General features: G+C 65.1%; 13 protein-coding genes. 11 read left to right on the plus strand and 2 right to left on the minus strand.

Features of this window, described 5'->3' with window-relative positions:
• Positions 1 to 190: 190 nt before the first annotated feature.
• Positions 191 to 1,030, plus strand: coding sequence for an aldo/keto reductase (locus JF70_RS03055; protein WP_045935246.1), 840 nt, complete (start codon positions 191 to 193; stop codon positions 1,028 to 1,030).
• A gap of 120 nt (positions 1,031 to 1,150) precedes the next feature.
• Here the strand turns inward: JF70_RS03055 and JF70_RS03060 are convergent, their stop codons facing one another.
• Positions 1,151 to 1,861, minus strand: coding sequence for a GTP pyrophosphokinase (locus JF70_RS03060; protein ID WP_045935247.1), 711 nt, complete (start codon positions 1,859 to 1,861; stop codon positions 1,151 to 1,153).
• Between the two features lie 133 nt (positions 1,862 to 1,994).
• Between JF70_RS03060 and miaB the strand changes: the two genes are divergently transcribed.
• The 3 genes from miaB to JF70_RS03075 are packed head-to-tail and all read left to right on the plus strand — an operon-like array spanning position 1,995 to position 4,975.
• The gene (gene miaB / locus JF70_RS03065) at positions 1,995 to 3,413 is read left to right on the plus strand and encodes a tRNA (N6-isopentenyl adenosine(37)-C2)-methylthiotransferase MiaB (RefSeq protein WP_045936071.1); all 1,419 of its coding nucleotides are present in this window, start codon (positions 1,995 to 1,997) and stop codon (positions 3,411 to 3,413) included.
• On the plus strand, positions 3,400 to 4,404 hold the full coding sequence (gene miaA / locus JF70_RS03070) for a tRNA (adenosine(37)-N6)-dimethylallyltransferase MiaA (RefSeq protein ID WP_045935248.1): 1,005 nt from the start codon (positions 3,400 to 3,402) through the stop codon (positions 4,402 to 4,404). The genes miaB and miaA overlap by 14 nt, the downstream gene beginning before the upstream one ends.
• 34 nt (positions 4,405 to 4,438) lie before the next feature.
• Complete coding sequence (locus JF70_RS03075; protein ID WP_082069365.1) at positions 4,439 to 4,975, plus strand: MerR family transcriptional regulator; 537 nt, start codon at positions 4,439 to 4,441, stop codon at positions 4,973 to 4,975.
• Between the two features lie 24 nt (positions 4,976 to 4,999).
• Here JF70_RS03075 and JF70_RS03080 read toward each other — a convergent pair whose 3' ends face one another.
• A complete protein-coding gene (locus tag JF70_RS03080; protein WP_045935249.1) occupies positions 5,000 to 5,710 on the minus strand; it encodes a Fic family protein in 711 nt (236 codons plus the stop codon).
• Positions 5,711 to 5,810: 100 nt separating this feature from the next.
• Here JF70_RS03080 and JF70_RS03085 point away from each other — a divergent pair, with 100 nt between their 5' ends.
• The 7 genes from JF70_RS03085 to JF70_RS09090 all read left to right on the plus strand — a co-directional run bounded on the left by JF70_RS03085 (position 5,811) and on the right by JF70_RS09090 (position 13,221).
• On the plus strand, positions 5,811 to 8,492 hold the full coding sequence (locus JF70_RS03085) for an FtsK/SpoIIIE family DNA translocase (protein ID WP_045935250.1): 2,682 nt from the start codon (positions 5,811 to 5,813) through the stop codon (positions 8,490 to 8,492).
• 107 nt (positions 8,493 to 8,599) lie between these two features.
• Positions 8,600 to 9,205, plus strand: coding sequence for a CDP-diacylglycerol--glycerol-3-phosphate 3-phosphatidyltransferase (pgsA, locus tag JF70_RS03090; RefSeq protein WP_045935251.1), 606 nt, complete (start codon positions 8,600 to 8,602; stop codon positions 9,203 to 9,205).
• A complete protein-coding gene (locus JF70_RS03095; protein WP_156149579.1) occupies positions 9,202 to 9,771 on the plus strand; it encodes a CinA family protein in 570 nt (189 codons plus the stop codon). Before pgsA ends, JF70_RS03095 begins: the two co-directional genes overlap by 4 nt.
• Positions 9,772 to 9,946: 175 nt before the next feature.
• The gene (locus JF70_RS03100) at positions 9,947 to 10,444 is read left to right on the plus strand and encodes a helix-turn-helix domain-containing protein (RefSeq protein WP_045936074.1); all 498 of its coding nucleotides are present in this window, start codon (positions 9,947 to 9,949) and stop codon (positions 10,442 to 10,444) included.
• 145 nt (positions 10,445 to 10,589) lie between these two features.
• Positions 10,590 to 10,823 (plus strand): DUF3046 domain-containing protein, encoded by a 234-nt coding sequence (locus JF70_RS03105; protein ID WP_024627845.1) that lies wholly within the window; start codon positions 10,590 to 10,592, stop codon positions 10,821 to 10,823.
• Between the two features lie 228 nt (positions 10,824 to 11,051).
• Positions 11,052 to 12,206, plus strand: coding sequence for a recombinase RecA (gene recA / locus JF70_RS03110; protein WP_045935252.1), 1,155 nt, complete (start codon positions 11,052 to 11,054; stop codon positions 12,204 to 12,206).
• Positions 12,207 to 12,600: 394 nt separating this feature from the next.
• Positions 12,601 to 13,221: a regulatory protein RecX gene (locus JF70_RS09090; protein WP_082069366.1), complete on the plus strand. Its 621-nt coding sequence runs from the start codon at positions 12,601 to 12,603 to the stop codon at positions 13,219 to 13,221.
• The last annotated feature ends 16 nt before the right edge of the window (positions 13,222 to 13,237 follow it).

Genomic DNA, 13,237 nt, shown 5'->3' on the forward strand with positions numbered 1-13,237 from the left:
CCATAAAGTAGAAGCCAGCTATCTCCCAACATCCCCACTTTTCACTTTACCACCAAGCCAACAGAGAACGCACGAAATGCAGAAGCGCGACGGTAGGCCTTAAACAAGAGCTGATCCCATCTTGCCTGGCAGATAGAATGAACACACAACACGTCACGGCCGCTGATCGGCCGATAAGGAGCATGCCTATATGACCGGAAACGTCACCGACACCGTCATCACCCTCAACAATGGGGTCACCATCCCCCAGCTGGGTCTCGGGGTCTTCCAAACGCCTGATGGCGAGGCCACCAGTCAGGCCGTCACCTGGGCTCTGCAGGCGGGCTATCGCCACATCGACACCGCCATGATCTACGGCAACGAGCAGTCCGTGGGGGAGGGTCTGCGTCGCTCCGGTGTCGACCGGCGGGATGTCTTCTTGACCACCAAGCTCTGGAATGACGACATCCGCGCTGGGCGGGCCAAGGAGGCCTTCAAGGAGAGCCTGGACCGGCTGGGCGTGGACTACCTGGACCTCTACCTGATCCACTGGCCCGCCAAGGGCTGGCAGCAGGCCTGGGAGGACATGGAAGAGCTCTACACCCAGCGGCGGGTGCGGGCCATCGGGGTCTGCAACTTCCAGAAGCACCACCTGGATGAGCTGCACACCATCAGCGACACCAAGCCGGCTGTCGACCAGATCGAGTCCTCGCCACAGTTCGTCAACGGCGACCTGATCGACTACTGCCACGGCACCCTGCGCGTGGATGTGGAGGCCTACAGCCCCCTGGGCGGCACCGGCGGCAGCCTGCTGGCCGACCCCAGGCTCAAGGCCATGGCCGAACGCTACGACCGCTCCCCGGCACAGATCGTGCTGCGCTGGCACCTGCAGCGCGGGGTCATCGTCATCCCCAAGTCCACCCACAAGGAGCGGATCGAGCAGAATGCGCAGGTCTTCGACTTCGAGCTGAGCGATGAGGATATGAAGGCCATCACCGCCATGAACAGGGACGAGCGCACCGGCGCGGATCCCGACAACTTCAACTTCTGAGAGATGGTGGTACAGGAGGAGACCCGATCTTGCAGGCGGGGCCTCCTCCCGGGACCCGGCGGAAGCCCCAACCCTTCCACCTGGCCTGGCTTCTATGGTAAAGGATTTGTGAGGATTCAGCTAATCGTTATTGCTGCTGATGGCCTCGTCGTCGGAGTCCTGCTCCTGGGGCGAACCTGAGATGTCGCGGTGGATGGACTGCATCTGCACCTCGATGTTCTGCAGGGAGCGGGCACAGTCCAGCAGGGTCTGCGAGTGCTCGGCCAGGCGGGCGTCGGGCAGGTCGGACTTGTAACGCAACTGGTGCTCCAGGGAGGCCCAGTAGTCCATGGCGATGGTGCGGAACTGCACCTCGACCGGCGTGTAGTGGGGGCCCGAGGTCAGGAAGACCGGCACGGCGTAGATGACGTGCAGGCTGCGGTAGCCGTTCATCTTGGGGTTGCGGATGTAGTCCTTGACCCTCAGCACCTGGATGTCCGACTGGTCGGAGAGGTAGCGGGAGACCGAGTAGACGTCATCCCGGTAGTTGCAGATGACGCGCACGCCGGCCACGTCGAAGATGTGATCGCGCACCGAGGGGATGGTGACGGGCAGGTTCTTGCGGTGCAGCTTGCCGATCAGGGAGTCCACGCTCTTGAGCCGGCGCTCCATGTGGTGGATGGGGTTGTGGCTGAACCGGACCTGGAATTCGGTGTCCAGCACGTCCAGTTTGGTCGAAATCTCGTACATGGCCCCCTCGTAGGTCTGCATGAGATTGACGAACTCCGTTATCTCGTCGATGTCCAGCTTGGGACGGTCCTTTTCGTCCAGGTCGGACAGTCGCTGCTTCATTTCGGATGCGCTCATGGCACTGTTACGCTCGAGTATCACATGAACCTCCCATGCCGCCGTTCGTAACCATGACTCATGGTACGCACAGGCCCCGATGGCCGTGGGACCCGACCTGCGCATACAATCGTGGCTTATGGAAGCAGGCAAGGGCATGAGCGTGACCGCTCAGCGTAAGGACAGCAGGGGCGTCTACTATGTGCGGACGCTGGGCTGCCAGATGAACGAGCATGATTCCGAGCGGATCGCCGGGGTGCTCCGGGCCCAGGGCTACCAGCAGGCCACGCCCGAGCAGGTCCGCGCGCGCGAGGTGGACGTGATGGTGCTCAACACCTGCGCCGTGCGCGACAACGCCACCCAGCGTATGTACGGGACCATCGGGCGCTGGCACAGGTTCAAGCAGCACAAGCCCGACACGCGGATCGCCGTGGGCGGTTGCATGGCCCAGAAGGACCGGGAGCGGATCGTGAAGGCGGCGCCCTGGGTGGATGCGGTCTTCGGCACCAGGGACATCGGCTCGCTGCCCGGGCTTTTGGACAAGGCCCGCAAGGACGGGCGGCCCCAGGTGGGGGTGTCGCAGGAGCTGCGGGATCTGCCCGGGCGGCTGCCGGCGGTCAGGGCCTCGCGCTCGCAGGCCTGGGTGTCCATATCGGTCGGCTGCAACAACACCTGCACCTTCTGCATCGTGCCCTCGGTGCGCGGGCGGGAGCGGGACCGGTCCATGGACGACATCCTCCAGGAGGTTGAGGACTGCGTGCGCTCCGGTGCCCGCCAGGTGACCCTGCTGGGGCAGAACGTCAACTCCTACGGCTGGTCTACGGGGGACCGCTACGCCTTCGCCCGGCTCCTGCGGGCCTGCGGCCGTGTGCCTGGGTTGGAACGGATCCGCTTCACCTCGCCCCATCCGGCGGCCTTCACCGACGACGTGATCGCGGCCATGGCCGAGACGCCCACGGTCATGCACCAGCTGCACATGCCCCTGCAGTCGGGCTCCGACCGGATTCTGCGGGCCATGCGGCGCTCCTACCGGTCCCAGCGCTTTCTGCAGATACTGGACAAGGTTCGGGCCGCCATGCCCGATGCCCTGATCACCACCGACATCATCGTGGGCTTCCCGGGGGAGACCGAGGAGGACTTCCAAGCCACCATGGACGTGGTGCGCCGGGCGCGCTTCTCGTCCGCCTTTATCTTCGAGTATTCGCCGCGTCCGGGCACGCCTGCCGCGCGCATGCCACAGCTGCCCAAGGCCGTGGTCCAGGACCGGTTCGAGCGGCTGCAGGCCCTGCAGGAGTCCATCACCCTGGAGCACATGCAGGCCTTCCTGGGCAAAGAGGTGGAGGTGCTGATCGGCGACGGGCACGGCCGACACGACGGCAGCACCCATCGCGTGACCGGGCACGAGCGCACCGGGGTGCTGGTCCACGTCGGCGTGCCCCAGGGGATGCCTGCGCCAAAGCCCGGGGATCTGGTCACCTGCACCGTCACCCAGGCCGGGCCCCACTATCTGATCGCCGACCCGGATCCCCGGGCGGGGCAGGTCTATGGCATCCGCTGAACCCCGCATCATCTCCATCGTGGGTCCCACAGCCTCGGGCAAGACCGCCCTGGGCGTGGCCCTGGCACAGGCTCTCCAGGCCCGCGGGCAGACGGCCCATATCGTCAATGCCGATGCCTACCAGATGTACCGGGGGATGGATGTGGGCACGGCCAAGCCTTCGGTAGGTGAGCGGCAGGCGGTGGTCCACCACCTGATCGACATCATCGAGCCGGAGGAGGCCATGAGCGTGGCCCGCTTCCAGACCATGGCCCGGTCCCTGATAGCCGACCTGCGGGCCCAGGGAATCCGGCCGATCTTGGTCGGTGGCTCAGGGCTCTATACCCGGGCTGTCATCGACGATCTGTCCTTCCCCGGCACCGACCCGGCGGTCAGGGCCAGGCTGGAGGAGCGGGCCCAGGAGGAGGGACCCGGGCTGATCTTCCGCGAGCTGCAGGAGCGGGACCCGGAGGCTGCGGCGCGAATGGACCCTCGGAATGTGCGGCGGACCGTGCGGGCTCTGGAGGTCATGGAGATCACCGGACGGCCCTATTCGGCCAGCCTGCCCCGGTACCGCTACCTGCTGCCCGCCCTGCAGCTGGGGCTGGACCTGCCCCGGGAGGAGCTGGACCGCAGGATCGACCAGCGCACCCAGGCCATGCGCGACCAGGGGCTGGTCGACGAGGTGAGCGGGCTGCGGAACCGCCTGGGGACCACGGCCTCACGCGCCCTGGGCTACCAGCAGATTCTGGACTACCTGGACGGCCGCACCGACCTGGATGCCGCCTTCGGTCTGATAGCGCAGAAGACCAAGCGCCTGGCCCGCAAGCAGATGGGCTGGTTCGGCCGGGATCCGCGCATCCACTGGCTGAATGCCCTGGCCCCGGACCTGGCCCGGCAGGCCCTGGATCTGGTGGACCGGGCCGACCAAGGCCGCTTCGACCAGGCGGATGCCCAGGCCGACCAGTCGGACCAGGGGAGGGTGACCAGACACCATCTGGGCGCGCTTTGACTTCAAGTACTTGAAGTTCCTAGGCTGGACGGGTATGACCACCATCATGCAGCCCCAGGCTGAAACCCAGACCGCCCGAACCCAGAACGCCCAAACCCAGATCGCCCAGGGATCCGGGCCCTGGTACACCATCCGCCAGGCCTCGCTCATGTCGGGGATGCCGGAGACCACCCTGCGCTACTACGAGACCATCGGCATCATTCCGCCCATTGCCAGGGACCCCTCAAGCGGCCACCGTTGTTACAACCAGGAGGATCTGGACCTGCTGGAGACCATCTCCTGCCTGAGCGCTACGGGCATGTCCCTGGAGCACATGCGGGAGTATCTTGGCAACCGTGCGGCGGGGGCCGAGGCCGCCGGACGGCAGATCGAGCTCCTGGCCGAGCAGGGGCGACGACTGGACCAGCGGATGGCCGACCTACGGGCACGGAAGCGGTATGTGCAGCTCAAAATACGATACTGGGGGCGCGTCCGCGACCACGACCAGGCCGGGGCGACAGAACTGATCAATCGGAGTGCCCAGATCATCGAGGCCGCCAAGCGCAGCGGCAACGAGCGGCTGCCAAGCTGAGGTTGCCGGGCTGAGGCTGCCAACTCAGTGGGCCGGACCCTGGTCCCAGCCGGCGATCAGAAATATTCGGGTTGGGTTGACCGGGCGGACCATGCCCGCAACCAGGGCCTGCAGGTCATCGGTGCTGCCCCGGAGCGCTCGTTGGATGGCCCGGCGGTGGGCGGTCGGATCAGCCCGTCCCCAGTCCAGGTCCCAGCCGGCATCGTGCGACAGGCGCGAGAGGAAGATGCGCAGGGTCATGCCGTCACAGTCGGCGAAGGGGTGCAGGTAGGAAAGCTCGTCATAGTAATGGGCCAGGCGCTCCACGAAGACCGGACGGTCCAGGCTGGCCAGGTTGCGTTCGGCCGCCAGCTCCTGGCCGATGGCTGCCGCTCCCTGCTCCAACATGGCCGCCGGGTACAGACTGGCGCCGTCCTCCGGTTGAGGTCGGCGCAGCGCTCGCTCTTCCGGCTGGCCGGGCAGCAGTCGGCGGTGGATGGCCCGCAGCTCTGCAAGATCGCCCTCGGTCGCCCAGGGTCGCTGACAGACCAGGATGGTCCGCAGAAAGAGGGTATCCGTCGGGGCATCCGCCTTGGCCTCCAAGCGTCGGGCCTGGTCGGCCAGCGCCTCGGCCTGCCTTCTGCCCGCCATAAAGTCGCTGGCTGCCTGAAGGGCCCAAGGACCGGGCTGACGGTCATCCAGAAGCAGGTTGCGCAGGGCGAAGGCCACGGCGCTCTGACGTTCGGCTGGTGTCATGCCAACGATGCTAGCCCTGGCGGCCCCCGTCTGAAAGAGTTGTGCACACTGACCCGGCGGGCCCGATGCAGACCGGGGTTCTGGGTAGGCTGAAAGGGTTATGACACGTAAGCAGCAAGCAGACGCACGCGGTCGCGGCCGGACCGCATCCAAGGAAAGCCAAGACCCGGAACCCTTCTGGCACAAGGCCTTGCTGGCCCTGCCCCGGGGCTTTGGATCCCTGGTGCGTGCCGTGGCCGGCAAAAACGGTGACAACTCCGCCTACCGCAAGGACGGGCTCTGCTTCGTACTGGTCATTCTGGCCGTGCTTTTTTGCGCCAGCGAATGGTTCCGTGTGGACGGCTTCCTGGGGCGAGGACTGCACGCCCTGGCTGCGGGCGTTCTGGGGCTCTGCAGCATCATCCTGCCGGTGGTTCTGCTCTTTGCGGCCTTCCGGCTGGTCTGCTACACCGGGCGCGAGGCCGGCAACCTGCCTGTGGTGGGCGGCCTTATGGTGGTGCTCTGGTCGGTCTGCTCCATTCTGGACGTGCTCATGGCCTCGGATTATCGCGGCTTCGACATGAGGGCCATCAGCGATTCAGGCGGCCTTCTGGGCTTCTTCCTGGGGTCGCCCCTGGCCTGGGGGCTGTCCAAGGTCTTTGCCGTCATCATCTTCGTCCTCGTGGCCATTTTCGGCTTCTTCATTACCTTTAGATTCCATATGAGCGACCTCATGGCCTGGCTGCGCGGGAAGAGGACCCATGCCTCCAGCTCGGCTCCGGCGCAGACAGCCCCCAACGAGGTCAGGCTGGGGGATGACACCCTGCCCCTGGCGCCCGGCGTGCCCACCCATCAGGAGTCGGACCAGAAGGATGCCCAGAACCCCGGCAAGGGCGGGGTGGCCGGCTGGTTCAGTCGGCTGCTGCATGGCCGCATCCGCAAGGATACGGACACCCATCTTGAGCGTTACGAGGCTGACGAGCCCTTCTCCCAGGCGGCCTCGCTGGAGGAAGCCGACCAGGGTGACCAGGTGTCCACGCAGAGCATGCCCGCGGTGGAGGCCCCGGCCACGGCTGCGCTCCTGGATGCCAGGGAGAAGGGGCATCCCAAGGTGGATCCGGCCGCGCTGTCCGGCGTAGGGGCCTCGGATCCCTGGGCTGCTGCCGCCGCCGCGGCCGACACCGTGCAGATGGACGCCCAGCCCGCTCCGGAAGCAGGCGATCATACGGCCGAAGCCCAGGCTGCAGACGCGTCAGGTGCATCCGACGACCGACAGGTGGACGAGAGCCGACCCTATGTGCTGCCCAGCACGGACCTGCTGGTCAAGGGCAAGCCCCACGCGGTCAGGACCTCGGCCAACGACGCGGTCATCAAGGCCCTGCAATCGACTTTCCAGCAGTTCGATGTGGACGCCAAGGTGGTCGGCTTCCTGCGCGGCCCCTCGGTCACCCAGTACGAGGTGGAGCTGGGCCCGGGCGTCAAGGTGGAGAAGGTCACCAACCTTCAGCGCAACATCGCCTACGCGGTGGCCAGCTCGGACGTGCGCATCCTGTCCCCCATCCCCGGCAAGTCGGCCATCGGCATCGAGATTCCCAACGTCGACCGCGAGATCGTCCACCTGGGCGACGTGCTGCGCTCCGACAAGGCCCAGCAGGACGACAACCCCATGATGACCGCCGTGGGCAAGGACGTGGAAGGCCACTATGTGACCGCCGACCTGACCAAGATGCCCCACCTGCTGGTGGCCGGCGCCACGGGTTCGGGCAAGTCCAGCTTCATCAACTCCATGCTGGTTTCGCTGATCATGCGGGCCACGCCGGAGCAGGTCCGCCTGATCATGGTGGACCCCAAGCGCGTGGAGCTGAGCGCCTACGCCGGCATTCCCCACCTGCTCACACCCATCATCACCGAACCAAAGAAGGCCGCCCAGGCCCTGGAGTGGGTGGTCAAGGAGATGGACGCCCGCTACGACGATCTGCAGTTCTTCGGATTCCGGCACATCAAGGACTTCAACAAGGCCGTGCGCGAGGGCAAGGTCCATGCTCCCGCCGGCTCCAACCGCAAGGTGGCCCCTTATCCCTACCTGGTCGTGGTGGTCGACGAGATGGCCGATCTGATGATGGTGGCCAAGAACGATGTCGAAAGCTCCATCCAGCGGATCACCCAGCTGGCGCGTGCCGCCGGCGTCCACCTGGTCCTGGCCACCCAGCGGCCCTCGGTGGACGTGGTCACCGGTCTGATCAAGGCCAACATCCCCTCCAGGTTGGCATTCGCCACATCGTCCTCAACGGATTCCCGGGTCATTCTGGATGCCACCGGCGCCGAGACCCTGATCGGCCAGGGCGATGCCCTCTTCCTGCCCATGGGCCAGGCCAAACCCACCCGCGTTCAGGGGGCATGGGTCTCAGAGTCCGAGATTCGCAAGGCGGTGGATTATGTGCGCACCCAGCGCAAGCCCCACTACCGCGAGGACATCGAGCAGATGGCCGACAAGGCCGACCACAAGAACGAGATCCAGGAGGAGATTGGCGACGACATGGACGAGCTGCTCCAGGCGGCCGAGCTGGTGGTGACCACCCAGTTCGGGTCCACCTCCATGCTCCAGCGCAAGCTGCGTGTGGGCTTCGCCAGGGCGGGGAGACTGATGGACCTGCTGGAGTCGAGGGGAATCGTAGGGCCATCGGAGGGTTCCAAGGCCCGCGAGGTGCTCATCCAACCGCCGCAGCTGCAGCAGGCCCTGGCATTCATCAGAGGTGACGCCACCTCCATGGATCCCGCCCCGGATGAGCAAGCGCAGGGCTGAACATCGGCCCAAAAAGCTGGGTCTGGTCTACCGTTATGATGAAACTGCCGCCCGGCATGTGTTGTTGGACGGCCCGAGCGCACGAGTATCGCGTATAAGGAGTGGCAATGCAGGAGCATGCCGAGTCAGAGACCGGTCGTGAGAGGCGCAGGCTTCTCGAAGGATGGAATTCACCCCCAAACCTGGTCACCTACACCCGTATCCTCCTGGTCCTGGTCTTCATCGTCCTGGATCTGATGGCCGGTCCCTGGGGCGAGCGCAGGCCTGGCATGCGGTGGACCGCCGCCGTGCTCTTCATCCTCGCCGCTTCGACCGACAAGCTGGACGGGTGGCTGGCCCGCCGGTACAACCAGGTGACCGAGCTGGGCAAACTCATGGATCCCATTGCCGACAAGCTGCTGATCTGCTCGGCGCTGATCGTGGCCTCCGCCTTCGGCGAGCTCTGGTGGTGGGTCACCCTGCTCTTCCTGGTGCGGGAACTGGGCATCACCCTGCTGCGGGTCCTGGTCATCAACAAGCAGGGCCGGGTCATCGCCGCCTCCCAGGCCGGCAAGTACAAGACCTTGTTTGAATGCATCGGCCTGGGCATGCTCATGGTGCCCCTGTCGGCCGTCTGGCCCTGGTACCTGGTGGCCACCCGTGTGGTCATCCTGGTGGCCCTGGCCCTCTGCCTCTACTCGGGCGCGGAATACGTGATAGGGATGCGGCGATGATCGGCAAGAGCGTGCAGGGCCGTTGCGACGACCTGGCTGGACGGATCATCGACACCTGCCGTGATTCGGGCCTGCTGCTGGCCGCCGCCGAATCGCTGACCGGAGGGCTGCTGGCCGATGCCTTCGTCAGGATCCCCGGGGCCTCAGACGTCTTCCTTGGATCGGCCGTCACCTACGACATCGCCGCCAAGGCCGCGATCCTCAAGGTGGACCAGGATCTGCTGGCCACCCAGGGCGCGGTCCATCCACGGGTCGCCCAGGAGATGGCCGAGGGCACGGCCAGGCTCTACACCAGGCCAGGGCACGAGGACACGGTCATCGGCATGGCCACTACGGGTGTGGCCGGTCCGGGCCCTGACGGGGACGATCCTGCCGGGCTGGTCTACATCGGTCTGGCCCTGCCCGTCCGTGTGATGGGTCGACGTATAGAGACCGGCCTTCAGTCCCACGCCTACCGGACCTATGCCTACGAGCTGCATCTGGACGGCGACCGCGAACAGGTGCGCCGGGGTACGGTCATGCGGATTCTGGACCAGCTGGATCGGGCCCTGCACTCGCTCGGCTGACGGCCTGATATCCACAAGGCGATACCGGACCTTGCGCATACGTGACCTTGGTCACAAAGCAGGCCTTTCGGGTTCCTCCCCTGGAATAATCCAGCGGCTGGTCTGTTGGTCAGTGTGTAAGAAGTTGAACACGATAATGGCGAAAGGGGCTGCTATGGCCAGCACCGAGACCGTGATGACTCGAACCAACGAAACCTATGATGTCAAGCCGGCCGCACCCGGAGTGGAGCGCAACGCGCGGGTTCGTGATCTGACACCCGCCCAGCGTCGTGCCGTCGTCTTCGCCCAGCAGCAGGTGATCCGTGCCAAGGCCGCCAAGAAGGCCAAGGAGGAGCGCCAGGCCAACCTGAACAAGATGTGGATGGAGGAGGACGGCATGGAAGCCAGCCGTCAGCGGGCAGCCTCCGCCAATGACGGCCGGGCCGTCACCCATACCGTCTCCCTGCGCGAGGCCCTGGGCCACGTGCTGCGCGAGCTGAGGACCAACGATCACAAGACCCTGCGTGAGGTCAGCGAGAAGGCGGGCGTGTCCTTGGGCTACCTGTCAGAGGTGGAACGCGGCCAGAAGGAGGCCAGCTCCGAACTGCTGAGCTCCATCGCCGACGCGCTGGGCCTGGGGGTGCCGCAGACCCTGCGGATGGTGGCGGACTATCTGGAGTCCACTCAGGAGTAAGCATGTCAGGTCCGGTCGGCTGACCCGGCGGACCGTTCTCGAGGGCGTCCGGTTCTGAGGAACCAGGCGCCCTCTTCTGCTGACTGTCGGTTGCTACCGTAGAAGGGGTGTGACAGGGTGGGTCTTGGACGAAAGGTGATGTCGGGTGCGTGAACGGGAATTCTGGCAGCTGCTGGAGGAGGTCTTCGGGCGGGTCTACGGACGCAGTCTGGCCCGTGACCAAAGGCTGACCGCCCTGGATGCCATGACCGTAATAGAGGCACTGGATGCGGGCGTGGAGCCGCGCGTGGTCTGGAACGTGCTCTGCGATCAGATGGAGATTCCCGACTCCAGGCGCTGGGGGAAGGACCACAATGCGCCGCCCTTGCCGGCAGCCTGATCGGCGGATTTTATCCTCTGCGAATTTATTTCCCGCTCCAGGCGATTTTCGAACATTTGTTCGCATGGTCGGGTATACTGATACCCATGGTCCGGTGACCATCGGCACGTTCGACCACATCGGGCGCCGGGACCGCAGACGGGTTCCGACGGCGGATAGGCTGTCAATCGTGAGGTCGTCAATCAGGATGTCGTCATCGTGAGGTCGGTTACTAAGAAGGAGAGCCATATGGCACGTCAGAGCAACAGTGGCAAGGCGAAGAAGGAAGAGGAGGGCGGGATCGATCCCCGTCGCCAGGCAGCCTTGAACACGGCCCTCGCGCAGGTGGAGAAGAGCTTCGGCAAGGGTTCGGCCATGCGTCTGGGCGACAAGCCTGCCCAGGATGTGGAGGTCATTCCCACCGGGTCCCTGGCCTTGGATATGGCCCTGGGCATCGGCGGACTGCCCCGCGGCCGCATCGTCGAGATCTATGGTCCGGAATCCTCGGGCAAGACCACCCTGGCTCTGCATGCGGTGGCCAATGCGCAGGCCGGCGGTGGAGTGGCCGCCTTCATCGATGCCGAGCACGCTCTGGATCCCGAGTACGCCAAGAAGCTGGGCGTGGACACGGACTCCCTGATCGTCTCCCAGCCGGACAACGGCGAGCAGGCGCTGGAGATCGCCGACATGCTGATCCGGTCGGGCGCACTGGACGTCATCGTCATCGACTCGGTGGCCGCCCTGGTGCCCAAGGCCGAGATCGAGGGCGATATGGGCGATAGCCACGTGGGTCTGCAGGCCCGTCTGATGAGCCAGGCCCTGCGCAAGATGACCGGTGCCCTGTCCCAGGCCAACACCACAGCCATCTTCATCAACCAGCTCAGGGAGAAGATCGGTGTCTTCTTCGGCAGCCCGGAGACCACCACCGGCGGCAAGGCCCTGAAGTTCTATGCCTCGGTCCGTCTGGACATCCGCCGTATCCAGACCCTGAAGAACGGCGACGAGGCAGTGGGCAACCGCACCAAGGTCAAGGTGGTCAAGAACAAGATGGCCCCGCCTTTCAAGGTGGCTGAATTCGACATCCTCTATGGAGAGGGCATCTCCAAGGAGGGTTCGGTTCTGGACATGGCCCTGCAGACCAACATCGTCAAGAAGTCGGGCTCCTGGTTCACCTACGAGGGCGATCAGCTGGGTCAGGGCAGGGAGAACGTCCGTCAGTTCCTCAAGGACAACCCCGGCCTGACCAAGGAAATCGAGGATAAGGTCAAGGTGGCCTTCGGCCTTATTCCTGCCCCCTCTGAGGACGACAAGGCCGATCAGGCCGATGCTGACCAGGGCAGCAAGGAAGACGACTCGGCTCCTGTCGACGTCAACAGCACTGTGCCCACGGCCCAGGCTGCATGATCCGATGATTTCGGCCGAGGACTTCCTCAAGGAAAATCCTGTCCGACTGACTCAGACCGAGGATTCTGCCGACTCCAGTGCAGAGTCGGTGGATTCTCGGTCGGACCAGTTGCAGCCAGACTCTGCGGGCGCGCCTGCTCCAGCAGGTCCGGCAGGGTCAGCAGATATTGGGACAGTCCTTGATTCCGCTACCGATTCGCGGTCTGATTCGGGCCCTCTGCATACCTTAAAGTCCCTGCTCACTGCGGATGTTCGCCCCGTTGCTATCCGGCAGAATGACAGTGACAAGGACAAGGAAGACAGCCGCCCAGTGCAGCCCCCTGTCCTCGGTCTGGGGCGTGGCGCCCAGTTCGGAGGCAGTCTTGAAGATATTGACAGTGCTGCCAATGTTGATATGGGTGATGAATCCCTGGCAGGTCACCATTCCCCTGGGCGCCGTTCTGCCCGGGGTTCCGACAGAAGGACTCGCCGCCGTGGCCGTCGCCCACGTGCCGGCGGCTTTGGCGGAGGCTCAGCACCTGCAGCTCCGCGAGCAGATGCTGTTGATGCGGATGCTTGCCGGGAGGCTGCACTGACCCTGCTTGATGCGGCGGCCCGTTCCAGCGGGGCGCTGGCCCGTCGTCTGGTCGACAAGGGGTTCGACACGAACGTGGTCGATCAGGTGGTCGACCGGTTGACCAGGCTGGGTCTTGTGGATGACCAGGCCTATGCCCAGGATCTGCTGCGTTCCTGCCTGCATCGCACCATGGGGGAGCGGGGTGTGCTCTCGGAGATGACCCGCAAGGGTCTGGATCCGGGACTGGCTGCGCAGGTGGTGGCCCAGGCCTCTCGTGAGGGACTCTTCGTCGACTCCGCCTACGAGCTTGGCCGCAAGGTTGCCCGCAAGACGGCCGGACTCGATCTCAAGGTCCGAAAACGCCGATTCTGGAGTGCCGGATCACGCAAGGGCCACAGCCCCGGCCTCCTCAACCAGGTGGCAGCCGACCTTTTCGTCTCCGACGACTCTCTTGATTGAATTGAGCTGATTGCTG

Source organism: Bifidobacterium mellis (assembly GCF_000967265.1).
GTDB lineage: Bacteria > Actinomycetota > Actinomycetes > Actinomycetales > Bifidobacteriaceae > Bombiscardovia > Bombiscardovia mellis.

What these genes read in the sequence shown, in the direction of transcription:
- miaB (WP_045936071.1), top strand. Translation starts at nt 1,995, where the DNA reads ATGGAAGCAGGCAAGGGCATGAGCGTGACCGCTCAGCGTAAGGACAGC.
- JF70_RS09090 (WP_082069366.1), top strand. Translation starts at nt 12,601, where the DNA reads ATGGGTGATGAATCCCTGGCAGGTCACCATTCCCCTGGGCGCCGTTCT.
- JF70_RS03055 (WP_045935246.1), top strand. Translation starts at nt 191, where the DNA reads ATGACCGGAAACGTCACCGACACCGTCATCACCCTCAACAATGGGGTC.
- pgsA (WP_045935251.1), top strand. Translation starts at nt 8,600, where the DNA reads ATGCAGGAGCATGCCGAGTCAGAGACCGGTCGTGAGAGGCGCAGGCTT.
- JF70_RS03060 (WP_045935247.1), bottom strand. Translation starts at nt 1,861, where the DNA reads ATGAAGCAGCGACTGTCCGACCTGGACGAAAAGGACCGTCCCAAGCTG.
- recA (WP_045935252.1), top strand. Translation starts at nt 11,052, where the DNA reads ATGGCACGTCAGAGCAACAGTGGCAAGGCGAAGAAGGAAGAGGAGGGC.
- JF70_RS03095 (WP_156149579.1), top strand. Translation starts at nt 9,202, where the DNA reads ATGATCGGCAAGAGCGTGCAGGGCCGTTGCGACGACCTGGCTGGACGG.
- JF70_RS03100 (WP_045936074.1), top strand. Translation starts at nt 9,947, where the DNA reads ATGACTCGAACCAACGAAACCTATGATGTCAAGCCGGCCGCACCCGGA.
- JF70_RS03075 (WP_082069365.1), top strand. Translation starts at nt 4,439, where the DNA reads ATGACCACCATCATGCAGCCCCAGGCTGAAACCCAGACCGCCCGAACC.
- JF70_RS03085 (WP_045935250.1), top strand. Translation starts at nt 5,811, where the DNA reads ATGACACGTAAGCAGCAAGCAGACGCACGCGGTCGCGGCCGGACCGCA.
- miaA (WP_045935248.1), top strand. Translation starts at nt 3,400, where the DNA reads ATGGCATCCGCTGAACCCCGCATCATCTCCATCGTGGGTCCCACAGCC.
- JF70_RS03080 (WP_045935249.1), bottom strand. Translation starts at nt 5,710, where the DNA reads ATGACACCAGCCGAACGTCAGAGCGCCGTGGCCTTCGCCCTGCGCAAC.